Origin of the sequence: Micromonospora sp. KC721 (assembly GCF_004348355.1) — a bacterium.
Classification (GTDB): Bacteria; Actinomycetota; Actinomycetes; order Mycobacteriales; family Micromonosporaceae; genus Micromonospora.
In genome coordinates, this window is the sequence record NZ_SMJY01000066.1 from 1 (window position 1) to 26,308 (window position 26,308).

The window sequence follows — 26,308 nt, forward strand, 5'->3', positions numbered from 1 at the left end:
TGGCAGATCCCGCCGTTTCCAGGCGCTGACCCCGAGTCGGTTGGTGCTACCCAGGTCGATCGGGCCCGACAGCTGCACCTCGACGGCCGGCTGACCGGCCACCGGGGCGACCTCCAGGAACCTGCCCTCGGTCGCCGGCACGGTGGCGTTGTCGACCAGGTTGCGCCAGAGGAGGGCGGCGCCGGCCCGCTCGCCCGGGCGCAGCACGAGCTGCCGGGGTGGGGCGTCGAACCCGGAGGTGATCCCGGCTGCGCCCGCGATGATCCGGACCTCGATCGGGTTGCCGTCGGCGTCCCGGAGCCGGGGTGCCGGCCAACCCTTGAGCCGGTACGGCGTGCTGCCGCAGTTGACCAGTTCGATACCCATCGCCCGTAGCCCCATGGCGGCGCTGACGCCGAGCTCCGCGATCTGTACGCCGCCGGGTGGGCAGCCGTCGGGTCGGGATGGCCGGGTGGAGGCGGTGGGCGAACCGGTCGTCGGGTAAGGGCCCGCCGGTGTGGTGGCAGGTTCGGTGCCGGTCGTGCATCCGGCCATCAGCGCGGCGACGGCTGTCGCGCAGAGCCGACCCGCCCTCGCACTCGTCACCGTCGGATCGTGCCACAGCCCACCTTGTCCGTGGGGGCGGCGTGGGTGGTCTCGATGTCGTCGACACTTTCGCCCGATTGGATACTTCGTCCGTGCCGAAACTGAGGAGCAACATGACGGTCCTTGGCCAGCGGTTGGTGCTCACTGTCGGTTTGCTTGCCGCGATGACCGGGTGCACCGGCAGGACGGGGACGGGTGACGCGCCCGCCGGTACCCCCGCGAGCAGCGGCGCGGCCGGCGCGCTCGGGCGGACGTCGAACATCGCCCGCGACGGGATCTTCGACGTGAGCCGAACCAACGAGGCGAGGTCCCGGGTCCAGATCGACGGCGTGTTGCGCGACCCGAAGCGGACGGTGCTGCGGGTCACCGTGACCAACCTGGAAGCCACCGAGCAGTTGGGCATCGACCGGTTCGGCGATTCCAGCTCGGACTACTCGTTCGTCGGGTTCAAGCTGCTGGACCCGGTCGGCGGCAAGCTCTACCACGCGTACCGGCTGGACAACGTGTACGGCCTGGGCTTCGGCAGCCGCCTCAACGAAATCAAGCTACAGCCCGGGGTGCACTACTCGGCGGTCGTCTACTTTCCCCCGTTGCCGCAGAGCGTCACGGCGGTGACCGTGCTGTCCCCGGGCACGACGGGTGAGTTCACCGGCGTGCCGGTCACCGAGGGCAGCCACACCGCCACCCCCGTGGCCGAGGACGCGCGCGCCCGGGTTCAGCAGATCCTGGCGATCAACTCACCGCATCCGCCCGGGGCGACCGTCGAACTGCCCGCGGTCGAGCCACCCGCTGACGCGTTCAGCCTGGTCGCCGACGTGTCCGGGCTGGTCGTCGGCCCGGAGCGGGAAACCCTGTCCTCCCCGGCGCAGAGATCTGTGGCGCTGCGCTCGGACATCCTGTTCGACTTCGGCAGGGCGACCCTGACGGGTAGGGCGAAGACCCTGCTCGCCGAGACGGCGAAGGAGATCACGGACGGCGCCGACCCGAGCCGGCCGATCACCGTGGTCGGGCACACCGACGGGGTTGGCTCCCCTTCGGACAACCAGAGGCTCTCGGAGCAGCGCGCCCGGGCGGTCGAGGCGCAGCTTCGGGCCGCGCTCGGCGGCGGTTGGCAGTTCACGGTCTCCGGCAGGGGGGAGTCCCAGCCGGTGGCCGAGGAGAGGAAACCGGACGGCTCCGACAATCCCGAGGGGCGCGCCCGCAACCGCCGGGTCGAGATCACGTATCCGCGGAAGCCGGCCACCGCCACCTCTGGTCCCGACGGCGCCACGACCACACAGGCCACGGGGGGCGGGGGTACGCCCGCCGCCTTCCGTGCCGACAACGGCACGGTGGTGGCGGAGCGGGACGGTACGTCGGACAGCCAGACGGACTCGGTCGGCCCGGTGAGGTTCCACCTCAGGGTCTACCCGTTCTACCGCGACGGCGGCTACCTCGTCGCGGTCTTCGACCTGGCGAACCTGTCCGGGACGAAGCTCGACCCCGGCCTGAACTACTTCCGGTCACCCGCCTACCCCGGGCCGGCGTACGCGTCGTTCGGCGTGATCGACCCCGCGACGGGCACCACGTACCGCACCGCGTTCGTGGCCGTCGACAACGTGAAGAGCTATCTCGACGGGCAGTTGCACGGCTGGCAGACCGTGCAGCCGCAGCGGGCCTACATGTACGTACCGGCACCCCCGGTGGGTGTCCGGTCCGTCACCTTCGACGCCGGGCCGTTCGGCAAGATCGAGAACGTGCCGGTCGACTGACCGGTTGGGCTGATTTTGCCTCTGGGATCTTCCCGGCATCAAGAAAGTGATGAACTTCCATTACTCTATGCCTCACATTGGGAGTGACCATCCCACTACCCGGAGGTGACCAGATGAATGTTGACCGGTTGAACGGCCCTGCCCTGTCCCTGTTCCGCATGGTGATCGGGCTGCTCTTCCTCTGCCACGGCCTGGCGTCCGTCTTCGGCGTCCTGGGCGGCAACCCGCGTACCGGTGAAGCGGTGCCGGTTGGCCAGTGGCCCGGCTGGTGGGCCGGGCTGATCCAGGTGCTCTGCGGCGCGCTGGTGATGGTCGGGCTCGCCACCCGACCGGCCGCCCTCCTCGCGTCCGGCTCGATGGCGTACGCCTACTTCGTGGTGCACCAGCCCGACGGGCTGCTGCCGCTGCGCAACGGCGGCGAACTCTCCGCCCTCTTCTGCTGGTCGTTCGCCTTGATCATGGTGCTCGGCGCGGGCCCGTGGGCGCTCGACGCGGTGTTCCGCCAGCGCCGTGGGCAGGACGTCCGCTCGGCGACGGCCGACCGGAGTTCGGTCCGAGCCTGACCCGGCGGCGGGCACGTCGTCGGACACCGGCCCCGGGGTCTCCGACGACGTGCTGCACGTCGGCGCGGGTGTGCCGCCCGCGTCTGCGGCGGTGGGGGATGGCTCACACCGTGGGAAGCCGGCTGGGCCTGCGCCCCGGATCTGCTTAGACTCCTGCGTACAACTGCATACCTCATCCAGAGGGGCTGAGGGATACGGCCCGACGACGCCCCGGCAACCACCCGCACACTCGACGACGAGTCGACGCGGGCAGGTGCCAATTCCGTCCCCGCCGCACGGTGCGATGCGGGGAAAGATGAGAGGACTCCTCGATATGACGTCGACGCTTCCCGCTCCCGCCGGCATCGACACCACCACCAGCCCCGCTCGCGCCCTGGTCTGTCGCGCCTGTTCCGCGCGCTACCCGCTGGCCGCCCAACACGCCTGCTACGAGTGTTTCGGGCCGCTGGAGGTCGACTACGACACCGCCGCGCTCGCCGCCGTCACCCGCGCCCAGATCGAGGCCGGTCCGCAGAACATCTGGCGGTACGCCGCCCTGCTGCCCGCCGGGCAGGACCCGGCCACCCGGGTCACCCTCGACCCAGGGCTGACCCCGCTGGTCGCCGCCCCGAACCTCGCCGCCGAGCTGGGCGTCACCGCCCCGCTGTGGGTGAAGGATGACAGCGCCAACCCGACCCACTCGTTCAAGGACCGGGTCGTCTCGGTGGCGCTGACCGCCGCCCGTCAGCTCGGCTTCGCCCGCTTCGCCTGCGCCTCGACCGGCAACCTGGCCAACTCGGTGGCCGCCCACGCGGCCCGGGCCGGGGTGCCCTCGGTGGTCTTCATCCCCGGCGACCTGGAGCAGGGAAAGGTCGTCACCACGGCCGTGTACGGCGGCGAGCTGGTCGCCATCGACGGGTCGTACGACGACGTGAACCGGCTCTGCGGTGAGCTGGTGGAGACCGACGAGTTCGAGGACACCGCGTTCGTCAACGTCAACGTCCGCCCCTACTACGCCGAGGGCTCCAAGACCCTCGGGTACGAGGTGGCGGAGCAACTCGGGTGGCGTATCCCCGCCCAGGTGGTCATCCCGATGGCCAGCGGCGAGCTGCTCACCAAGGTCGACAAGGCGTTCAGTGAGCTGGTCGAGATCGGCCTGGTCGAGGCGCCGGCCGGTGGCTGGAAGGTGTTCGGTGCGCAGTCTGCCGGCTGCAACCCGATCGCCACCGCGCTGCACGACGACCGGGACACCATCGTCCCGGTCAAGCCCACCGGCATCGCCAAGTCGCTCAACATCGGTGACCCGGCGGCCGGCCTCTACGCGCTTGAGGCGGTGCGCCGCACCGGCGGCTGGATGGAGTACGCCGACGACGACGAGATCCGCGAGGGCATCCGGCTGCTCGCCCGTACCACCGGGGTGTTCGCCGAGACCGCCGGTGGGGTGACCGTGGCCGTGCTGCGCAAGCTGGTCGAGTCCGGCCGGCTCGACCCGACCGCCGAGACCGTCGTGTTCAACACCGGTGAGGGGCTGAAGACCATCGACGCGGTGGCCGGCCAGGTCGGCCCGACCCACCGGATCAAGCCGTCGCTGCGCGCCGCCCGCGACGCCGGCCTCCTCTCCTGACGCGCGGGCGGGATCGGATCCCGTCCCGCCTGCGTCGCCTTGCCCGGCGGGCCTCGTCCGGCCCGGTCCCGTGCGGTCCCCCTTGAGCAACTCAAGGTGCGGCACGCTGTCGGGGTCCGGGGCGCTGCATGCCGCGACGTGCCGCGATTCGGAGCCGTGCAGGCGGGGGAGGATCGCCCGAACGGGGGATGGGGGCGATCCGCCGGGTAACTGGCTTTTTGCTGTGAGTGCCGAAAACCCGTCGTCGGGGACTTGACGGCAGGAAAGGGACGGCGGAAGATGCTCCGTGCGGGAGGGCATCCGCCGGAGACTTTTCAAGTTCTTGCGACCCAACGCCGGAGGCGTTGTGCGGACGTCCCTCCCGACCAACGTCCGAAGGGGCTGGCGGATATTCGCTGGCCCCTTCGTCGTACGGCGGTCAGGCTGGGCGCCGTGGGCATCGACGTCGCACCGCTTCATCCGACCGACGAGGCCGCCATGGCGGCGGCGTACCGGATCGGGGCCGCCGCCGAGGCGGTGAACCTGCCGGACCTGCCGCCGTACTGCCCGCGGCGGTTCCAGGCACTCGTCGGGCACCCGATGCCCGGCGTCGAGGTGCGCTGGGTGCTGGCCCGGCTCGACGGGACGCCGGCCGGCTGGCTCCGCCTCGAACTGCCCCAACTCGACAACACCGAGAACGCCAGCGTCGAGCTGGTGGTCGACCCGGCGTACCGGCGGCGCGGTGTGGGGCGGGCGTTGCACGAGCACGGCCTGCGGCTGCTGCGGGAGGCCGGCCGCAAGCGGGTGGTCGGCGCGGCCGTGTCGGCCCTGCCCGGCGGCCCGGCACGGGACCCCGCCGGGGACGCCTTCGCCGCGGCGCTCGGCGCGCACCCCGCGCTCGCCGCGGTCCGCCGCCGGCTCGACACCACCGCCCTCGACCCGGCCGCGCTCGACGCTCTGGCGGCCGGCGCGCGGATCGCCGCCGCCGGTTACCGTACGGTCCGCTGGCGGCAGGCCACCCCCGAGGAGTACGTCGCCGACGTCGCCTACCTGGAGGGCCGGCTGATGGCCGACGCGCCCACCGGCGACCTCGAGTGGGAGCAGGAGAACGTCGACACCGACCGGATCCGGGGCATCGAGCGGGCGCTCGACGCCCGGGGAATCCGTCGGTACCACGTCGGGGCGGTGCACCAGGCGACCGGCCGGCTGGCCGCCTGGACCATGGTCAGCCTCGCCGCGAACAGCACCTGGCACGCCTGGCAGCAGATCACCATCGTCGATCCGGAGCACCGGGGCCACCGGCTCGGCCTGCTCACCAAGATCGATAACCTGGAGCAGGCGCTGGCGTACGAGCCGGACCTGCGGGCGATCGACACCTACAACGCCGCCGAAAACGTCCACATGATCAGGATCAACGAGCAACTCGGCTTCCGCGCGTCGGACGCCTCGGTGGAGTGGCAGCTGACGATCTGAGTTGTGACACGCCCCTACTGATCTGGGCCCACCCTGTTGCATGATGGCGGGCATGACGGAGACCCCGCAGGCCCTGTACGACAGGCACGCCGACACCCTCGACCGGGCGCTGACCGCGATCACCGAGCGGGGGTACTGGTCGGCCTACCCCGAGTCACCCAGCCCTCGGGTGTACGGCGACACCGCCGCCGCCGACGGGAAGGCCGCCTTCGAGGCGTACCTGGACGGCGACTTCCCCCTCGACCAGCCCGGCGCCGCCGACCGGGTCGCGACCGAGAGCAGCCCGTTCGGGCTCGCACTGAACGTGCGCTACCCGCACGCGGGCGCCGACGAGTTGGTCGCCGCCGCCTCGGCCGCGCTGCCGGCGTGGCGCGACGCCGGCCCGCGCGCCCGGGTGGGGGTCTGCCTGGAGATCCTGGCCCGGCTGCACCGGCACGTCTTCGAACTGGCGAACGCGGTGCAGTTCACCAGCGGCCAGGCGTTCGTGATGGCCTTCCAGGCCGGCGGGGCGCACGCCCTGGACCGCGCCCTGGAGGCGGTGGCCTACGCGTACGCCGAGATGACCCGGCACCCGGGCACGGCCGACTGGGTGAAGAGCGCCGGCAAGGGCGACCCGCTGCGGATGACCAAGACCTACCACGTGGTTCCCCGCGGCGTGGCGTTGGTGATCGGCTGCAACACCTTCCCCACCTGGAACTCGTACCCGGGGCTGTTCGCCTCGCTGGCCACCGGGAACCCGGTGGTCGTCAAGCCGCACCCGCGCGCCGTGCTGCCGCTGGCCATCACCGTCCGGTACGCCCGCGAGGTGCTGGCCGAGGCCGGCTTCGACCCGAACCTGGTACTGCTCGCGCCGGAGGCCCCGGGCGAGGGGCTCGCCTCGACCCTGGCCCTGCACCCGGCTGTGAAGATCGTCGACTTCACCGGTTCCACCGAGTACGGCGACTGGCTGGAGGCCAACGCCCGGCAGGCCACGGTCTACACCGAGAAGGCCGGCCTGAACACGGTCGTCATCGACTCCACCGACGATTTCACCGGGATGTGCCGCAACCTGGGCCTCACCCTCACCCTCTACAGCGGCCAGATGTGCACCACCTCGCAGAACATCCTGATTCCCGCCGACGGTATCGCCACCGACCAGGGGCGCAAGAGCTTCGACGAGGTGGCCGCCGGCATCGCCGCCGCGGTCGGCAAGCTCACCGCCGACCCGGCCCGGGGCGTCGAGTTGACCGGCGCGATCGTCAACGACGGGGTGCTGGCGCGGCTCGACGAGGTCACCAAGGTCGGTACGGCGGTGCTGGAGTCGCGTACGGTCGAACACCCGTCGCTGCCCGGCGCGGTGGTGCGGACGCCGACCATCGTCCGGCTGGCCGCCGACGACACCGACGTCTACGGCCGGGAGTGGTTCGGGCCGATCTCGTTCGTCATCCCGACCGAATCGACCGCGCACAGCCTGGAGATCCTGCGCGCCACCGTCGGGACGAAGGGGGCGCTGACCGCCGCCGTCTACTCCACCGACGAGAGCGTGCTCGCCGCGGCCGAGGCCGCCGCGGTCGACGTCGGGGTGCACCTGTCCTGCAACCTGACCGGAGGGGTCTTCGTCAACCAGTCCGCCGCGTTCTCCGACTTCCACGGCAGCGGCGCCAACCCCGCCGCGAACGCGGCCCTGACCGACGGCGGGTACGTCGCGAACCGGTTCCGTATCGTGCAGAGTCGCCGGCACGTCTGATCGTGCGGTTGGGGGTTTCCGGGGGAGCCCACCCACTCCGGGCGGTCAGGCTTGACCCCTCCGTGGGCGGGCTCCCCCGCAGCGATCAGGCCAGGACAGTGACGGTCAACTGCGGTGGGCTTTGGAAAGTGAGCCCTCCGGGAGTGAGTGCCGGTCGTAGTCGTAGGTAATCGCCTCGACGGGAGAACCAGCAGCGGGCAGGGCCACCGACCTCGGGTCAGGCCGACTTGTGGCGCTGGTAATGGCGGGCGACGCGGACGCGGTTGCCGCAGCGGCTGGCCGAGCACCAGCGGCGGCGCGGGTGGGCGGGTAGGAACAGCATCACGCAGTCGTCGGCCTCGCACTCGCGGACCCGGATGACCGCCGGGTCGGCCAGGAGCTCGACGCTGGCCTCGGCCAGCCATGCCGCGAGCTGGTCGCCGGGCGTCCCGATGCGGCGGCGGGTTGCGGTGATCGTTTCACCGTCCCAGCCGAGTTCGGTGACAGCGGGCGCGACGCGCTGGATGTGGTTGAGGGCGTTCAGGTCATCCGCCGGGGGTCGCTTTCCGCAGCGGACGTGGCTGAGGACGCGGGCGGTGTGATCGCGGACACGTCGAACAGCGGCCAGGTCGTTCGGGGTCAGTTCGGCGGTGGCGAGGGCACGCGCCTCGTCGAACCGATCGGCCTGCAGCGCTAACCAGGTGCGTAGTTCGCCGGGGGTGGACAGCAGGTCGTTGACCGCCGGGTGCGTGTTGACCAGGTCCAGGGCCAGTGGTTCGCCAGTCAGAGGAATGAGCTCACTCACGTGGCTAATGCTACAGCAGCGGCTTGACTCATTAGGTGGATGATCGGTACAACTAATGTGTCTTCCTTCAAGAAAGGCATTAGGCATGATCGTCTCCTCCATCGCCCGCACCGCCCACCGCCATCTCGACGTCGACGGCGTCCGGGTGTTCTACCGCGAGTCCCTACCCGAACGGCCCGAGGCGCCGGTGCTGTTGCTCCTGCACGGCTTTCCGTCCGCCTCCCACCAGTTCCGCCGCCTCATCGACGTCCTCGGCTCGCGCTATCGGCTCATCGCGCCCGACTATCCCGGTTTCGGGCACACCGAGGTCCCGAACGACTTCACCTACTCCTTCGATCGGCTGACCGACGTCACCGAGGGCTTCGTGCGAGGGCTCGGCCTGACCCGGTTCGTGATGTACGTGTTCGACTTCGGCGCACCGGTCGGTTTCCGGCTAGCCGAGCGGCATCCTGAGTGGATCGCGGGCCTGGTCGTGCAGAACGGCAACGCCTACGAGGAGGGCCTGTCAGACGGGGCCCGGGACTTCATCGCGTTGCGCCCGGAGACGCCCGGCGCCGAGCAGACGATCCGCGACCTGCTGACTCTCGCCGGCACGCGCATGCAGTACGAGACCGGCGTGCGCGACCTGGCGCTGCTGGCCCCGGACGGCTGGACGCTCGACCAGCACTTCCTGGACCTACCCGGCCGTAAGGAGGCGCAGGTCGCGTTGGCGTTCGACTATCACTCCAACGTCGAGCGCTACGAGCGCTGGCAGACGTGGCTTCGCCAGCACACCCCGCCCACGCTCATCCCCTGGGGCGTCGGTGACCCGTTCTTCCCTGAACCCGGTGCCCGCGCCTACCTGCGGGATGTGCCTGACGCCGAACTGCACCTGTTCGACACCGGCCACTTCGTCCTGGAAACCCACCTACCCGAGATCGCCCCGCTCATCGCTGACTTTCTCGGCCGCACGTGGAACTAGCGCGTCCGAAGCCAGGAGGACATCGTCATGCGTCCCGCCGCCTCCGCGGCCCGCCATCCGCTTCTCGGCCTGGCCGTGCTGTTCGCCGCAGCCTTCACCACGATCACCACCGAGACGCTGCCGTCCGGGCTGCTGCCGCTGATGAGCCGCGCCCTGCAGGTGCCCGAATCTCTTGTCGGCTTGCTGGTCGGGGCCTATGCGCTGCTCATTCTGGCGGTGACCGTGCCGCTGGTGGCGCTCACCTCCCGCTGGTCGCGGCGCAGGCTGCTGATCGTGCTGATGGGAGCCTTCGCCGCCGGGAACCTGCTCACCGCCTTGGCCCCGAACTATTCGGTGGCCATGGCCGCACGCCTGGTTGCCGGGCTCGGACACGGCGTGTTGTGGTCGATGATGGCCGCCTACGCCGCCTCTCTGGTGGCGCCGCATCGTACGGGCCGCGCGATAGCGGGCGTGTTCGCCGCCAACTCGGCCGCTCTCACGCTGGGCGTCCCACTCGGCACCGCACTGGGCCAGGTGGCCGGATGGCGGGTGCCCTTCGCCATCCTGGCTGGTCTCGCCGCGTTGGTGGCGGCTGTTGCGCGCGTCGCGCTGCCGGATATGCCGGGTACGGCGAAGGCCAGGCCGAGCAGTATCCGAGCCGTGCGGTTGCCCGACGTACGCACCGTCATGGTCACCACGGGCTTGGTAATGCTGGGACACTTCACTCTGGCCACATACATCGCGCCGTTTCTGCTGGGCGCCGGGATTGCCCAGACCGGGCTCAGCACCGCGCTGCTGGCCTTCGGCCTGGCCGGCGTACTCGGAGTGATCGCAGCCGGTGCCGCCGTGGATCGCGCACCCCGCGGAGCGTTACTGACCGCACTCGGTGCGATGACCCTGGCCGTGGCGGCGCTCGTCCTGCTGCGAGGCAACGCGGCCGTCGCCGCCGCAGCCGTATGGGGGGCTGCATACGCGGCGCTGCCACCGCTGTTGCAGGCCCTGATCCTCAAGGCCGCTCCCGGAGCGCAGGCCGCCGCGTCCGCTCTGTTCATCATCACCTTCAACATCAGCATCACCGCCGGATCGCTGCTCGGCGGGCAACTGCTGGCCTGGCACGGACCTACGGCACTCCCGTTCGCGGCGGCCATCCTGACTGCGGCCGCCGTTCTGCCTGCCGCACGGCGTATCACCCTCACGGCCACCCGCGCATCACTCGGATGAGGTTGAGCTGCCGGGCGCACGGCCGAAGCTGGATGAGGGACGGGATGTGGACGCCTCGTCGGGCGTTGACCTCCTGGGTACTGCCGTGTGTCGAGTCCCCGGTGGGTCAGGCGGGGCGGCGCATCTGGAGTTCGCGCATGGCCGAGACGGTGGGGTGTGGGACACGTACGCCGGTGTCGGTGAAGCCGATCCTCCGGTAGGCCCGGTAGGCGCGGTCGTTGCCGACCACCACCTCCAGCATCAGCTCCGGCCGGCCGCACTCCCGCGACCAGGCAGCCACCGCCTCGACCAGGCGACCGAGCAGCCCCTGGCCGCGCCAGGCCCGGCTCACGTACACCGCGTAGACGACCGTCACGTTTGGCTCGTCGGGGGAGGCCATTCCACCGGCGTGCCCGACCAGCCGGCCGCCCGGGTCGGCGACGAACTGGGCGGTGTGGCAGCCCTGGGAGACGTGGGCGATCCGGGCGGCGTACTCGACGTGCGGGCGGGCGGCGGCCTGGGCGATCGTCTCCAGGAAGGCCAGCGGGGAGTCGGCGAGCATTTCCAGTCGCAGCGCCCGCATCCGGGCGGCGTCCGAGGGGCGTACCCGACGGACGGTGGCCGTCCGGGCGTCCGGCGGGGCCGGGGCAGGTGTCATGACATCTGCTTACCGCAGCGATGGCCGCCGATGGGGGCGACGTCGCTCGCATGTCGGATATTGACCGGTTTGTGGCCGTGCGCCATCGTCACGCCTCGTGTAGCGTGCGATTTCGGTCAGGAATTCAGCGGCCGTCGACGATCGCCGAACGAGGGGCCGTCCGGTGCCGGTTCGCCGGTGTCCGGAGTTGTGAAACGCCGCGCAGAGTGAGGAAGTGCACCGTGGCACAGGGCACCGTGAAGTGGTTCAACTCCGAAAAGGGCTACGGCTTCATCGCCGTCGACGGCGGCCAGGACGTCTTCGTCCACTTCTCCGCCATCGAGATGGACGGCTACAAGGCCCTGGACGACGGTCAGCGGGTGGAGTTCGAGATCGCCCAGGGACAGAAGGGGCCGCAGGCCGAGCGGGTCCGCCTCATCGCCTGAGACGGTCTCGGGTTGCTGAGCGGTGGCGGTTGGTCAGACCGCCTCCGCTCGGATGTCGCGATAGCCGGCCCGTTGGTTGACATGGGCCCGCGATTTCGCAGAGCTCCAAGCAGCCTGCGGTGGCTGTGGCGTATGGCCAGGTAAGGCGAGGTCATAAGGCTTTGCGCGCCTCATCGGCTCCTCCTGGCGATGATCACCGCGAGGCTCACTTCACTGAGCCAGTTGCATCCTGGGTAGCGGTTCGTCTCGACGTGGTGAAGGCGGTTGACCGCCTTCTGCCGGCGTGACAGCTTCGGCGGGAAGCGGTGGCGTTCGAACGCTGTCCGCATGCTGCCGGGCAGGGCAGGCGAGGCCCAGACGAGCAGGCCAGCGGCATCGGCGATGACCTGCACGTTCACTGCGCGCCATTGGTGCTTACCGGAGTAGTGCGGCTTCTGGTCGGCGATGCGGTCGATCGGAATCGGCGTGCCCTGCAGCCTCACCCTCACCGATCTCCTGGGCTGCCGCGCCTGCTTTGAGCTGCAAGATCGGCTTGCGGAGCGCTCACCCTGAGTGATCAGAGGTGGATCCTTGGTATTCACCTGGGTTGGACCGATAAATGTCCAGGCCACCCATTCCCCGCCTCGGCAGATCCGGACCAGCAGATTTCCGGGCGAAGAAAGCCGATTGGTCATCAGTACCCGCGGACCCTGATGACGAACTAGGTGTGCTGTCCGGACAGGTTGTGGCGCGGCTGCTGGTATGCCCGTCGATGCGGTGCCATGGGGATGCTGAGCGGGGAGTTGGAGCGGATGGACTGCCGGCGGCTGGCTTGAGACTGAGCCTTGTGGTAGGTGTCCGGCGGGCAGCTGCGTGATCCCGCGACCGTGGACGTTCTGCCGCTGTTGCCGGCCGAGGTTGCTGTACCGCTGCGGTGGCGGATGTGGCGGCATATTCCTCCACTAAAACTAGTGCGCGCGGTTTCGGAAATGCGTCTTGCTTCCTTGGAGATGGGGCAGCACAGCTCCGTCGCCAAACCGCATCGGTCGATTGTCGTCCGTTCCGTCGACCGCAGAGGGCTGGTTCAAAGTTGGGATCCGCCTGCTGTGAAGTGTCCAGCATGGTCGGGTGGAATTTCCCAAGATGACCCATAAGAGTGGTTTGTGTATCACGGTGAGTAGTAGGCGCAGGTGGTAACTGTTATTGATGGTTGGGTCTTGACAGGTCACCTCGCCCACTGCGACCGTACCTTGGCGCATTGATGGCAAACAGCACACGGGGGTGTGAAGCCATGTCCATTCACATGCTGGTCAATTGGCGCAGATGAGTCTGCCTGAACGCCGGTGGCCTTACCCGTCCGGTCTGATCCGGAATCTGTCTCACACCGCTGCCCTCGACCGCTGACATCCGCCGCTTCGGCGTCGCCTCCGTCACCTGCCCTGGGCTTCCTCGTATTCGTACAAGGCCATGGCGGCATGCCTTGCCGTCCGCCCTCCACCGACCACTCCGGGGGTTGACGATGTCCTTCGGTCTTCGGCGTACGTTCAACCGGTCCGCCCGGTCGGCCCGGCGTATTTCGCCGCCGGGCAGAGTCCCGGCGCGCTCATTCCTCGCGGCAGCCCTGGCCGGCGTCCTCGCGCTCAACCTGGGTGGCAGCGGAGTGAGTAGCCTGTCCCTGTCACCGGCTGGGCGCGGCGGTGACGCCCGCACCCCGGCGGGGGCGAGACCGAGTCAGGCGTGGGGCTCGGCGGCCAAGCGCGGGCACATCACACCGGGCCGAGCCAACAAGGAACTCCCGACGTCGCTGCGCGGGCGCTATCCCCTGCACCGTCTGCCACAGCAGGCAGAGCCGGTCGGCAACAAGGCCACCGTGGCAAAGTCGCCGACCGGCATGGCCAAGGGGTACAACCGGACGACCAGCCGCGAGCGGCCGACCGATCGTGACGCCCACCGGCGGGTGTACGACAACGCCGACGGCACGGTGACCACCGAGTTCTCGTCCGCGCCGGTCAACTATCGCCGCCCCGACGGTAGTTGGGCGCCCATCGACAGCAGCCTGGTGCCGGCCCCGGACGGTGCGGGCTGGCAGAACGCGGCGGATGCGACGGCGGTGCGCCTGGCGAACCGGTCCGACGCTCCCGATCTGGTCCGGCTGACGTTCGAAGACGGGGCGGAGTTCGGCTTCACCCTGGCTGAGGCGGCCGGGATCGAAGGCCAGGCCACTGGTGACGCGGTCACCTACGCCGGCGTCCGGCCGGGGGTCGACCTGCGTCTCGAACCACGCCCCGGCGGCGTCAAGGAGACCCTCGTACTCCATACCGCCGCCGCGCCGACCTCGTACCTTTTCCCGCTGCGGCTGCGCGACCTCACCGCGAAGCTCGTTGACGGGCAGATCGTGCTGACGGACAAGGCCGGCACGCAGCGAGCTGTCATCCCGCCGGGCTACATGGTGGACGCGGGTGACGGATCCCGCGGTCCCGCCACCTCCACCGGCGTGCGTTACGAGCTGGTCGACGCCGGCGGGCAGCCCACGCTACGGGTGACGCTCGACCGGGCGTGGCTGCAGGACCCGGACCGCCGCTACCCGGTCGAGGTCGACCCCACGGTCGGCCCGCCGGTAACCGGCATCGGCGCGGACAGCAGCATGTACGTGCACGGCAGAAACTCCATTTCGGGCAGCCAGGAGTTGCTGGTTGGACGAGCCAACCAGGCAAATTCCGCTGACGAGGCGAATGCGGCCGCCTACCTCAAGTTCGGCGGGCTGGTCAGCCAGCTGCGTAACCACACCATTCACGGGGTCGCTCTGTCGGTGGTCAACTACGACGCGGCATCCTGCAAGCCGCGTCCGGTCACCGTTCACTCGGTCACCGAGTCGTGGACCGCGGGCACCGGCCACTCGTACCCCGGTCCGTCGGTGGGTGGCGCCCTCGCCAGTCGCTCGTTCGCGCACGGCTATATCGCCCTCGGTCAATCGCAGTCGGCCTGCCCAGTGGCCAGCGAAATGTTTGACCTCGGTGTGGCCGGTCGCAACCTGGTGCAACGGTGGGTGAACGGGCAGCAGGCCAACAACGGCCTGTCGCTGCGGGCTTCCACGACGGATTCGACGGCATGGAAGCGGTTCGCCGGCACCGGCACCGCCAACCCGCCGAAGCTCTACGTCACGCATTCGCCGTATAACGCCTCGTACGCCATTCCGAAGCCGACGCCGGAGCCGCCGGTCCTGCGCAACCAGGACGGCAAGGTGAAGGTGACAGTGACCAACCTGGGCGCCGAGGACTGGACGCCGGCGAACTACTACCTGGCCTACCGCGTTTACAACGCGCAGACCGGCCTGGCCGTCTCCCAGCAACGCTCTGCCAACCTGCCGGCCACCCTCGCGCGGGGTGCGAAGGTGACTCTCGACGCGACCGTCAAGCGGTTGGAACCGGGGGCGTACTTCCTGGACTTCACCATGGTCCGTACCGGTGGCACGGTCTTCACCGACCACCAGGTTCCGCCGGGCCGGATCGTGCTTCAGGTCTTCGACGTGCCACCAGTGGTGCAGGAGCTGTACCCCGGCAATGGATACCAGGCGCCGACCCTGACTCCGCTGCTGTGGGCGCGTGCCGTCGACTCCGACGCCGCGCCCGGGGCGACGCTGTCGTTCAAGTTCGAGGTCTGCGACCGAAACGACGCCGGCGCGGCCACGAACTGCACGAACTCCGGCTATCTGACCAAGCCGTCGTGGGTGGTCCCGGCCGGGCGTCTGTCCTGGAGCAGGTCGTACCTCTGGCGTGCGTACGTCAAGGACAGTGCGAGCGAGGTGCGGTCACCGGACTCGGTGATGCTCACCTCGGTGCCCCAGCCCGACCTGCTGTCCCGCATCGCCGGTTCGCCGGACGCCGAGCGCGGCCGGGAGTTCGACGCCCAGGTCGGCAACTTCACGACCTCGGCGATCGACGCCACTGTGGCGACGGTGGGCCCGGAGCTGAACCTGCTTCGCACCTACAACAGCCTCGACCCGCGTACGTCCGGAGTGTTCGGGGCCGGCTGGTCCAGTCGGTACGACATGAAGCTCACACCGGACGATGACGGCTCCGGCAACGTGGTGATCCGCTATCCGGACGGGCAGGAGGTGCGATTCGGAAAAAACCCGGACGGGACGTACGCGGCACCCTCAGGGCGCGTGGCCCGGCTGACCGTGGACAGTGCCGGCTGGAAGCTGCTCGATCGCTCCGGCACAACCTACGAGTTCTCCCTGACCGGCAGGCTCCTCAGGATCGTTGACAAGATGTCGCGATCGATCAGGCTGGCGTACGACGCGATGACGGGCAGGTTGACGCAGGCGCAGGTCGCCAACAGCCAGACCAACACCGCCGGCCGAGCCCTGCACTTCACCTGGACCGGTGACCGGATCACCGCCGTGAAGACCGACGCCGTCAACGGTGCCCCGCTCACCTGGAGCTACACCTACACCGGCAACCTGCTCACCAAGGTTTGCTCACCCACCGACGCCTGCATCGGCTACGAGTACGCCGCAGGCTCGCACTACCGCACCGCGGTGCTCGACGCCCGCCCCGACTCCTACTACCGCATGGGAGAGGCTGAGGGCACAGCTGCGGCCAGCGACGTCGCGATCAATCTCGGAAAGGATGCCGGCACCTACAAGAACGTCACGTTGGCGCAGCCGGGTGTGGTCGAGGGCACCAGCAACACCGCAGTCGCCTTCAACGGCACGTCGTCCCACGTCGAGTTGCCCAAGGGCCTGGTGAAGAAGAGCCGGGACGTGACCGTCGAGCTGTGGTTCAAGATCGGCCTTACCCAGACGGGCGGCCCGTTGCTCGGCTACCAGGACAAGGCCGTCGGCACCGCCGCCACCAGCGGTGTGCCCGTCCTCTACACCGGCACTGACGGCCGGCTACGCGGCCAGTTCGCCGGCGGCACCGTCGCGCCGGTCACCTCGGCCGTCGCGGTCAACGACAACAAGTGGCACCACGTGGTGCTCTCCGCGATGGGCACCACCCAGACCATGTACCTGGATGGTGTCAAGGTCGGCGATCGTACCGGGCAGACCATCGAGCACTCGCTGCTGACCTTCAACCAGGTCGGTGCCGCCTCTGCCACCACGCCGACCTCGTGGCCGGGCTGGGGGAGCACTGCCCAGCGGTACTTCGCCGGTGTCATCGACGAGGTCGCCGTCTACTCGCACCCCATCGGCCCGGAGACCGTCGCCGCCCACTTCCGCTACGCCAAGCCTGCCGCGCAGCAACTCACCAAGGTCACGCTGCCCAGCGGCCGGGTTGCCAGTGAGGTCGCTTACGACACCACAACCGACCGGGTCAAGGAGTACACCGACGACGACGGCGGCACCTGGAAGATCGGCCTGCCGACCATCTACGGCGGGGACAACGACCTGCGGCGCAGCATCCAGGTCCTGGACCCGGCGAACCGTCCGCACCTCTACGAGTACGACGCCCTCGCCGGTCGCCTGCTGCGCTCAGGAACGCCACTGGGTCTGGAGACGCGGCCGGAGGACCAGCCGGGGGAGCCGACCCCCGCACCGACGCCGCCGCCGACCGAGGTCTGCACGCAGCCGGACCCGAACGACCCGGCGTTCTGCACGATCATCCCGGGCGACGCCGGTGGACCGATATTCGTCAGGCACCCGCTGAACGGGATGGCGGTCCGCACCTACTCGTACGACGAGGAGGGCTACCAAAGCAAGGTCACCAACGAGAACGGCGACTCGGTGGAGATGACCTACGACAGCAAGGGTCGCCTGGCGACCCGGAAGAACTGCCGCACCTCCACCCAGTGCTTCACCAGCTATTACACCTATTCGACCACCATCACCGACCCGCTCGACCCTCGGGTCGACCTGGCGGTGGAGTCGCGGGACGGCCGATCGAGCAGCCCCACCGACACGCAGTACCGCACCACGTTCGCGTACACGACGGACGGACAGCTGAGCAGCCAGACCAACCCGGACGGCAGCACGGTCGGGCACACGTACACCCACGGCGCCGAGGCTGCGGTCGGTGGCGGGAGTCCACCCGGTGGCCTCCTGAAAACCAGCACCGACGCCCGAAACAAGGTCACCAGCCACGCGTACCACAGCAACGGTGACCTGGCCCGGGTCACCGAGCCGAGCGGCCTGATCACCGAGTACAGCTACGACACCCTCGGCCGCCGCCTCACCGAGAAGGTCATCTCGGACACCTATCCCGCCGGCGTCACCACCACCTACACCTACGACGAACAGTCCCGGGTGAAGACGGTGACCGGCCCGGTGACCACCGAGGCGATCTCCGGTGTGCGGCACCAACTGCACACCACCAACGAGTACGACGCCGACGGCAACGTCACCAAGGTCATCGTCTCCGACCTGCTCGGCGGCGACCCGGACCGGGTCACCACCACGGAGTACGACGAGTACAACCGGCCGGTCAAGGTGGTCGACCCGGAGGGCAACGAGACCAGCTACGGGTACGACCGCTTCGGCAACCGGACATCGATGGTGGATGCCAACGACAACCGCTACGACTGGGCCTACACCGCGCAGAACAAGGTCGCCGAGGTGCGACTACGTGACTGGCGTAGTGATCCGGAGGGTGCGCCCCGGACCGGCACCGGCGACTACCTCGTGTTGCATTCCTACTCGTACGACATGGCTGGGCGCCTGGCCAGCGACACCGACGCCATGAAACGTCGGCTGGAGTACACGTACTACCGGGACGACCTCCTGCACAAGATCACAATGAAGGGGTTCCGGAACCCGGACGACAGCGAGCGCGACTACGTCGTCGAGGAACGGACGTACGACGCGGCCGGCAACCTCACTCTCAAGAAGGAAGCCAACGGCAGGCGGACGACCCAGTTCACGTACGACCGCGCCGGCAAGGTGTTGACCAGCGTCATCGATCCGGGCGGGCTGTCCCGGACGACCACCATGGCGTACGACCCCAACGGCAACGTCACCCGCACCACCCGCGGTGGCAGGTGGTCGAACGTTCCGTGGTTCGTCCCGGTCGAGAGCGAGGTCGTCGACTACACCTACGACGATGCCGGGAACCTGCTCACCGAGAAGGTCAGCTCGGACAGTGAGACCCGGACCACCAGCTACACCTACGACCGTCGTGGCCTGCGGGTGACCGCCACCGATCCCCGGGGCAACGTCACCGGCGCCGACAAGGCGGCGTTCACCACCACCTACCGCTATGACGAACTCGGCCGGCAAATCGGCTCCACCGGCCCGGCGGTCGAGGCGGAGAGCAACGACGGCCCGCCGGCCACCGTCAGGGCCGAGACCGCCATCGGCTACAACACGTTCGGCGAGCAGGTGGCCGCGCGCGACCCGCGCGGGCAGGTCTCCCGGATCGAGTACGACAAGCTCGGCCGCGCCGTGCGTACCACCGCCCCGTCCTACCTGCCACCCGGCGTCTCCGAGCAGATCATCCCGGAGACCCGCAGCAGCTACGACGGGCTCGGCAACGTCGTCGAGCAGATCCGCCCCAGCGGCACCACACGGTTCACGTACGACCAGCTCAACCGCCTCGTCGCCCGCGACGAGCCGTCGTCGACCAACGACGATCGCGCGATCACCCGGTACACCTACACCCGGACGGGTGAGGTGCTGTCGGTCACCGACCCGACCGGAGCCCGCATCGAGTCCACGTACGACGACCTGGACCGCGCGGTCACGCAGACGCGCGTCGAGCGGCATCCGGTCGCGAAGAACCTGGTCACCCGGATGGCGTACGACGACGCGGGCAACCTGACCTCCGTGACGTCGCCGTCCGGCGCGACGACGACGAACACGTACGACGCGGTCGGTGACGTCATCCGAAGCACCGCCCCCACCGGCGTGACCATGCACTTTGGTTATGACTACGCCGGCCGCCAGGTCCGAACCGCCGACGGTCTCGGCCGTACCGTCCGGATCGGGTTCAACCTCTTCGGTGACCGGACCAGCGACTCCACGCTGAAGGACGACGAAACGGTCCTGCGGACACAGAGCTACACCTACGACGCCGCCGGCAACATGACGTCGTCGAAAGACCCGTACAAGACCGTCACCCGATACGAATACGACGCCGCCAGCCGGCTGGTGAAGCAGGTCGAGCCGGTGACAGACACCAGCTCCATCACCACCACCTTCGGCTACGACGTCGCCGGCAACCGCACCCGCTACACCGACGGCCGGGGCAACTCGACCATCTACACGTACAACACCCTGGGCCTGCCAGAGTCGGCGATCGAGCCGGCGACGGAGGCCCACCCGGCGGCGGCCGACCGCACCTGGACCGTCGGCTACGACGCCGAGGGCCGGGCCGTCCGGTTGAGCGCACCGGGCGGCGTCAGCCGGCAGCGGACCTACGACGCCGCCGGCCGGCTCACCGCCGAGACGGGCTCCGGCGGCGACACCGCGACCGCAGCGCGCAGTCTCGGGTACGACCAGGCGGGGCGGCTCACCAGCGTGAGCGCTCCGACCGGCACCAACACCTACACCTGGAACGACCGCGGGGCCCTGCTGTCCACCGTCGGTCCCTCCGGCACCGCCAACTTCACCTACGACGACGACGGCCGGATGACCTCCCGGACCGACGTGACCGGCACCGCCACCTTCGGCTACGTGAACGGCCGGCTCGACTCGCTCATCGACTCGATCACCGGCCAGGTACAGAAGCTGAGCTACAACGCCGCCGGCGACGTGAGGACCGTCGACTACGGCGGCGGCCGAATCCGCACCTTCGGCTACGACGACTACGGCCGGGTCAGCAGCGACACGCTGAAGAACGCCGCCGGGTCCGTGGTCGCCTCCGTCGCCTACGGGTTCGACCTGAATGGCCACCTGACCAGCAAGAAGACCACCGGCACCGCCGGTGCCGGCGACAACACCTACACGTACGACAAGGCAGGCCGGCTCACCTCCTGGACCGGCCCGGCGGGCACCATCGAGTACGAGTGGGACGACAGCGGCAACCGGGTCCGCGCCGGCTCGAAGACCGCGACCTTCGACGAACGCAACCGCCTGCTCTCCGACGGCGACTACACCTACGCCTACACCGCCCGCGGCACGCTACGCAGCCGCACCAGTTCCGGCTTGACCGAGCAGTACTCGTTCGACGCCTTTGACCGGCTCACCGCCGCCGAGGACCAGACCTACGGGTACGACGGCCTGGACCGGGTGGTATCCCGCACCGGGACGACCTTCACGTACGCCGGTCTCGGCGACGAGGTGGTCCACGACGGGGTGGAGTACTTCGCCCGTGGGCCGGCCGGCGAGTTGCTCGCCATCGGTCACGGCAGCAACGAGCGGCTCTCGCTGACCGACGCGCACGGCGACGTGGTGGCCGCTTTCGATCCGGCCAACACCGAACTGCCCGCGCTGAACGACTCGACCGCGTACGACCCGTTCGGTAAGAAGATCGGAGGCGTCGGCGACACCGGAAACCTGGGCTTCCAGGGCGACTGGACCGACCCGGACACCGGCCAGGTCGACATGGGCGCCCGCTGGTACAACCCGGGCACCGGCACCTTCACCTCCCGGGACAGCGTTAACTACTCCAGCGGCGATTCGATCCTCGCCAACCGGTACGCGTACGGCGCGGGTGCCCCGCTCGACTTCGACGACCCGGACGGTCACTGGCCGCGCTGGATGAAGCGGGCCGGCGGTTGGATCGCCGACAAGTGGAACTCCGGCACCCGGTGGGTCAGCCAGCAGTGGAACTCCCTGCCCAGTTGGTCCTGGCGCGGCCTTTGGGACTGGGGCAAGCGCCAGTGGGACCGTGGGGTGTCCGCCTTCCGGGCGGCGAAGACCTTTGTCGGTCAACAAATCGAAACAATTAAGCGCAAAACGGCGGAGGGATATCGGGCATACCAAGATGGCCGGCTCGGTGACTGGGCTAAACAAGAAGCCCGAGCGGCAGCCCACGAACTCAAGGTCAAGGTGCGCCAGGCGGCCAAGGCAGCGCAACGCAACCTGGTGAAGTTCACCAAGTTGCCGGTGGTCCAGGCGTTGACCAAACCGCTGATGGCCGCGGCGAAGGTGGTCTCCGCCACCTACAAGGTGGCAGCGAGCATCGTCTCGGTCTCCGCCCAGGCGATCAAGGACCCGGACAAGTTCCGGCAGAAACTGATGCTCACAGCGGCGGAGAAGTTCGCGCCGTTGGTCGAGGGCGCCACCGAGATGTGGGACAAGGCGACCCAGTTCGTCGAGGACCATGCCGCTGAGATCACCGGCATCGCTGTCGGCGCGATCGTCGGCGTTGGATGCGGCGCGGCGATCGGCTGGACCGGCGTCGGCGCGGTTGCCTGCGGCGCGCTCGCTGGTGCGGTCGGCTCGGCGGTCACCGGCTACATGAACGGCAAGCGCGGTTTGGACCTCGCAGGTGAGGCTGCCCTAGGTGGATTAGTGGGTGGTGTTACCGGCGGGGTCGCCTCTGTCGGTGGACGAGCCCTGCAGCACGGCGTGTCTTCGCTCGTCAATGGAGCTGGGGTCAAGGCGTCTGCAGGGCTGGCCGGCCAAGCGATGAAGCAGGAGATCAGCAACATCTTGCATGGCAGGATCACGGGTGGGCTGGCAGGGGACGCGATCGCCTTTACGCGGGCGACGGCCAGCCGCGACGCTTTGATCGACGATCTGTCCAGCCTCTCGAACTCGCAAAAGCGGAAGGCGGCCATGGTTGTTGGCGCATTCGACAAGTTTACCGGCAAGGCGGTGGCGGCGAGCAAGCGCGGGTTGACTGGGGAATGCAAGACGCTGCTGTGCGCGGAGGACGTCGCCGACCTGGCACTTGTGCAGAAGGCGGGGCCATTGGCGAGGCCATCGTCGTTCCGCTACTCAACTCCTTTCAAGATCGACGAGGGGGTCGAGTGGGACGTGTGCCTGAAGTGTCAACTTGATGGCCGGGGTCCGGTGCAGTTCCCGCCAGGTACGGTGATGAGATGAGCGTTGACTGGGAGTCAATTCAAGCTGCATCGGGAAGTGCCGCTAGCTGCCCTTTTGTCATCGACAAGCTCGACTCGCCGCGCAAGGAAGAGCGCATCTGGGCGTATAGGTACTTGGCTGGCGAGGTGGCCCCCCAAGGGCTGCTCTATCCTGCGGCTCCGTATGTGGCGGAAGAGATATTGGTGCGACTTGCCTCATGGTCTTCAGGAGGGAGGGTCAGTGGATTGCGGATCCTTGAGGAGATCGGCAAGGCGGACGCTCCGGCAGACTTCACGGTCAACTATCACGGCTCCGTCATAGGGCTGAGGCTCATCTCGAAACGGGTCGTGGAAAGCGCCATGGATATGTATGATGAGTTGCTGCGTAGCGAGGATTCCCAGGTCCGCAATGCCACGATGAGCCTGTTGACGGTCTTTACAGACCGAGTTAGTGAAGCAGAAAATTTGCTCACGCGATTCGTGGCGAATTCTGGCGACTCTGACGAGCGTGCGCGGGCGAGTCAGGCGATTGAAGATTTGCGGGAGTGGAACTCCGAGTCGGACGAGTACACCTCGACTGTTGATCCGGCTTGGCTGAAACGTGCTGCCGCGCACAAACGGGAAAAGTGGGAGGAAATACATGATGTGTCGCGCCGGCCGAGGCAAACTCGTATGGGGCGCCTTCGTGCGAGACTAATCGATCGGCTAATGGGCCGTGGTGACAGTTAGGCGTTGCTAACCCTGGGAACTGTAATCAGTCATCTATTGCTGCCTCTCCTGGTGGTGCATCCAAGATGCGCTCATGTCCGCCTGCCCTCGGTGGGCGCTCTAAGAAAATTATTGATACCGATTTGGCTCTTGACCCTGGAAGGTGCAACCTGTGCTGATCGGCCATACTGACAAATCCATGTGGCGACGCGTTATGTCGCTTGTATCGGTCGTCATCCTGCTTGCTGCAGGGCTGAGTCCTGGCTCCGCATCCGCCGACGCGGCCGGGAAGGGGGGCGACTTCGTACCCGCCAACGCCGTCCTGCTGGACACCCGGAACGGCACCGGTGGCGTGACCGGCGCACGGCCCGCTGCCTCCACGACGACCGTCACCGCCCTCGGCGTCGGCGGTGTACCCGCGAGTGGTGTGCGTGCCCTCCTGGTGGACGTCACCGCGATCACGCCCGCCGGGAACACCTACCTGACCGTCTTTCCGCACGGCGCGGCCCGGCCGGTCGCGTCGTCGCTGAACGCCGCCAAGGGCGAGGTGCTGTCCAACTCCGTCGTCGTCGCCCCCGGCACCGACGGGAAGTTGGACGTCTACAACCACTTCGACAGCGCCCACATCAAGCTTGATGTGCAGGGCTATTTCACCACGAGCACGACCGGCGTCGGTGGGGCGTTCGTGCCGGTCGACCACACGCGACTGGTGGACACCCGCACCGGCCATGGCACCAGCACGGGGCCGATCGGCGCCAATGGTGGCAGTCGTACGGTCACGCTGACCGGCGGGGTGATCCCAACCGGTGCTTCTGCGGCGATGATCGACGTCGTCGTCATCGGAGCGACCGCTCTCGGCCATCTCGCCGTCGCGCCGGCGAACCAGGCCAGCGCCGCGAACGCCATCGACTACCAGGCCGGAATTACCTCGATGGGCATGAGTGTGAAGCTGCCCGCCGACGGCCAAGTGGTCCTCACCAACCGGGGGGCCAGCACCGTGCACGTGCTCGTCTCGGTTCAGGGCTACTTCACCGCCGCGCCGACCACCGGTGCGGGCCTCCGCACGCTAACAGCCGGCCGGCTGCTGGACACCCGGACGGTCGGCGCGAAAACGCCGCTGCCGGCGGGTGGCACGGTCGACGTGGCGATCGGTGGTACGAACGGCCTGCCGACCCGGGCGATCGCGGGTGCGGTGTTGAACCTCACCGCGGTCAGCCCGACCGCCACCGGTCACCTGAGCGTGTGGCCACTCGACGCGACGCCAACGTCGGTGTCGGCCGGCAACTTCAGCACCGGACAAGTCGCGCGGTCCGGTCTGGCGGTCACCAAAGTCGGGGCCGAGGGCAAGGTCCGGGTCAGGAACAACAGCAGTGGGACCGTGCATCTGCTGGTCGATCTCCAAGCCTGGTTCGCTGACCCGATGCCGGAGCTGACGCCGTTGCCGTTCGCGCGAATGGCAGTGGTGCAGGGCGAGTCGGACGGGACGCAGCTGCGCAGGATCACCCTCGCGTTCACCGACAACGCCGGGCGTCTCCTGGTCGGCACGATGGATCCGGACCAGTATGGCCAGACCGTCTGGGCCCCGGCTTCCGGCCGCGAGGCGTACACCGGCCCGCCGTCGCTGCATCAGCGCGTGGACAAGGGAGTTCAGGTAGCGGCTCAGAACATCGACACGAACATCTGGTCGACCAGCGAGAACACCGGAACCCCCTACACCTGGCCCGCACCGTCGAACCTCGGCGGCTCGATGGCCGGCCCGCCGACCGGTGCGCAGCTCGTCAACAGGATCGAGGGGCATCCATCCAGTAAGGCCGATGTCCTTTTCGCCGTTGACGCGGATGGCCGGCTGTGGCACTACCGGCAATCGGGAACATCACCGGCCTGGGCAAGCCTTGGCGACGCCGACCTCGCCAGTCAGGTCGCCGTCGCCAACGAGGACGAGGGGTCGCTCCGGCTGGTTGCCCGCACCATCACAGGCACGGTGAAGACGGCGACCTACTTCCCGGACGGCGCACTGTCGAGCTGGACCGACCTGGCAGGTGACGTCACCGGCACGCCTGCGGTTGTCTCTGGGCTGGGAGGAAGGACCCGGATCGTCGTACGTGCCGCGGACGGATCGATCAGGACGAAGGTTGAAGTTTCGTCTACCTCGTGGTCAACCGACTGGGAGCGGATCGGCGACTTCACCGCCGCCGGTTCTCCCGCAGTCGTGCTGGATCCGGTGCTGACCCGGACCGCCGTCGTGGCGCGCGGGCATGACAACGAGATGTATGTCGTGTTCGAGACGAATGCCGGCTCGAACACCTGGGGCCAATGGAAGACGTTGAATCCGAATCCGGACGTGGCCTCGGACAATGCGGCCACCGATCCGGCAATCGCCACGATCTCGATCGGAACCGCGCCCGGACAGGCATTCATCGTCGTGTTCCGTAACCAGAACGGTGGTTTCCGCATCTACCGGCGGGAACTCTCCTTGCTGGACGGTGGGAGTTGGAGTACGGCGCGAATCTGGTACACCGGACACACCCAGCCGGCGCCGCCTGCCGACTGAGCGGCTTGGTCATCGACGAGTTCCCGCTGGTCTCTGGGCCGGCGGGGCTCGTCGTTATGGGCGCTATGCGCGAGCCGCCGATCCGATCGGCTCAGGGGGAGGCTCGGCTGGCTCCAGTTGTTCACCCCCGCACTGCCCCGATGAAGCGGCCGTCCCAGCCAGCTCGCATCCTGCCCGCCCGGGGCAGCGGTGGGTGGCGGACGCCAGGAAAGATCGTGAGTCGTTTCCAGCTGTCGTCGCTGAGGAGGGCTCATGTCCGACCAGTCCCCACCGGGTGCTCCGGAGCCCGGCCCCGCGGCCTCGTCCGGCTCGGGTGGCCAACCCGATCCCTCGGGTCCGGCGGTGCCCCGGCAGTCGAGCGGTCCCGACTCGTCGGACGCGCCCGCCGCGTCAGGCCCCGACGGGTCGGGTCGGCCGTCCACCGACGGTCAGCCGGTCGATCCGTACCCGTGGCAGCCGGCCCACACCTTCCCGC

Annotated in this window: 14 protein-coding genes, 2 pseudogenes and 1 riboswitch; of the genes and pseudogenes, 12 read left to right on the forward strand and 4 right to left on the reverse strand. The window is 68.7% G+C overall.

Translation table 11 applies throughout. The annotated features are described in order from the left end of the window. Window positions 1–585, reverse strand: a 585-nt coding sequence (locus E1182_RS13870) for a DUF4232 domain-containing protein (protein ID WP_243706208.1), incomplete at its 3' end; no start/stop codon positions are given. Window positions 586–698: 113 nt separating this feature from the next. On the opposite strand from E1182_RS13870, the gene E1182_RS13875 reads away from it, so the two are divergent. From E1182_RS13875 to paaN, 5 genes are all read left to right on the forward strand, one after another. Continuing rightward, the gene (locus E1182_RS13875; RefSeq protein ID WP_132264897.1) at window positions 699–2,336 is read left to right on the forward strand and encodes an OmpA family protein; all 1,638 of its coding nucleotides are present in this window, start codon (window positions 699–701) and stop codon (window positions 2,334–2,336) included. A 113-nt stretch (window positions 2,337–2,449) separates the two neighbouring features. Next, the gene (locus E1182_RS13880) at window positions 2,450–2,899 is read left to right on the forward strand and encodes a DoxX family protein (RefSeq protein WP_132264899.1); all 450 of its coding nucleotides are present in this window, start codon (window positions 2,450–2,452) and stop codon (window positions 2,897–2,899) included. 169 nt (window positions 2,900–3,068) lie between these two features. Then, window positions 3,069–3,201, forward strand: a riboswitch (SAM riboswitch). An 11-nt stretch (window positions 3,202–3,212) separates the two neighbouring features. Further along, on the forward strand, window positions 3,213–4,502 hold the full coding sequence (thrC, locus tag E1182_RS13885) for a threonine synthase (protein WP_132264901.1): 1,290 nt from the start codon (window positions 3,213–3,215) through the stop codon (window positions 4,500–4,502). A 477-nt stretch (window positions 4,503–4,979) separates the two neighbouring features. After that, a complete protein-coding gene (locus E1182_RS13890; RefSeq protein WP_165942606.1) occupies window positions 4,980–5,954 on the forward strand; it encodes a GNAT family N-acetyltransferase in 975 nt (324 codons plus the stop codon). A gap of 52 nt (window positions 5,955–6,006) precedes the next feature. Continuing rightward, window positions 6,007–7,680, forward strand: coding sequence for a phenylacetic acid degradation protein PaaN (gene paaN / locus E1182_RS13895; protein WP_207921394.1), 1,674 nt, complete (start codon window positions 6,007–6,009; stop codon window positions 7,678–7,680). A 217-nt stretch (window positions 7,681–7,897) separates the two neighbouring features. Here the strand turns inward: paaN and E1182_RS13900 are convergent, their stop codons facing one another. After that, window positions 7,898–8,464, reverse strand: coding sequence for an ABATE domain-containing protein (locus tag E1182_RS13900; RefSeq protein WP_132264909.1), 567 nt, complete (start codon window positions 8,462–8,464; stop codon window positions 7,898–7,900). A gap of 85 nt (window positions 8,465–8,549) precedes the next feature. On the opposite strand from E1182_RS13900, the gene E1182_RS13905 reads away from it, so the two are divergent. Together E1182_RS13905 and E1182_RS13910 are read left to right on the forward strand one after the other, a co-directional pair. Continuing rightward, the gene (locus E1182_RS13905; RefSeq protein WP_207921395.1) at window positions 8,550–9,425 is read left to right on the forward strand and encodes an alpha/beta fold hydrolase; all 876 of its coding nucleotides are present in this window, start codon (window positions 8,550–8,552) and stop codon (window positions 9,423–9,425) included. 27 nt (window positions 9,426–9,452) lie between these two features. Next, window positions 9,453–10,625 carry an MFS transporter gene (locus tag E1182_RS13910; RefSeq protein WP_132264913.1) on the forward strand — a complete coding sequence of 391 codons (1,173 nt, stop codon included), beginning with the start codon at window positions 9,453–9,455 and terminating at the stop codon, window positions 10,623–10,625. A 106-nt stretch (window positions 10,626–10,731) separates the two neighbouring features. Here E1182_RS13910 and E1182_RS13915 read toward each other — a convergent pair whose 3' ends face one another. After that, window positions 10,732–11,262, reverse strand: a complete 531-nt coding sequence (locus E1182_RS13915) for a GNAT family N-acetyltransferase (RefSeq protein ID WP_132264915.1) — start codon at window positions 11,260–11,262, stop codon at window positions 10,732–10,734. A gap of 221 nt (window positions 11,263–11,483) precedes the next feature. Here E1182_RS13915 and E1182_RS13920 point away from each other — a divergent pair, with 221 nt between their 5' ends. Continuing rightward, on the forward strand, window positions 11,484–11,687 hold the full coding sequence (locus tag E1182_RS13920; RefSeq protein WP_132264918.1) for a cold-shock protein: 204 nt from the start codon (window positions 11,484–11,486) through the stop codon (window positions 11,685–11,687). Between the two features lie 254 nt (window positions 11,688–11,941). On the opposite strand, the pseudogene E1182_RS13925 reads toward E1182_RS13920, so the two are convergent. Next, window positions 11,942–12,184: pseudogene (locus E1182_RS13925) on the reverse strand (transposase family protein); the annotation flags it as partial. Between the two features lie 1,142 nt (window positions 12,185–13,326). Here E1182_RS13925 and E1182_RS13930 point away from each other — a divergent pair. From E1182_RS13930 to E1182_RS31680, 4 genes and pseudogenes are all read left to right on the forward strand, one after another. Then, a complete protein-coding gene (locus E1182_RS13930) occupies window positions 13,327–22,596 on the forward strand; it encodes a LamG-like jellyroll fold domain-containing protein (protein ID WP_243706209.1) in 9,270 nt (3,089 codons plus the stop codon). Further along, window positions 22,593–23,303 (forward strand): hypothetical protein, encoded by a 711-nt coding sequence (locus E1182_RS13935; protein ID WP_132264922.1) that lies wholly within the window; start codon window positions 22,593–22,595, stop codon window positions 23,301–23,303. The genes E1182_RS13930 and E1182_RS13935 overlap by 4 nt, the downstream gene beginning before the upstream one ends. Before the next feature lie 151 nt (window positions 23,304–23,454). Beyond that, window positions 23,455–25,833: a hypothetical protein gene (locus E1182_RS13940; RefSeq protein ID WP_132264924.1), complete on the forward strand. Its 2,379-nt coding sequence runs from the start codon at window positions 23,455–23,457 to the stop codon at window positions 25,831–25,833. A 252-nt stretch (window positions 25,834–26,085) separates the two neighbouring features. Beyond that, window positions 26,086–26,308 (forward strand): annotated as a pseudogene (locus E1182_RS31680) (hypothetical protein); the annotation flags it as partial.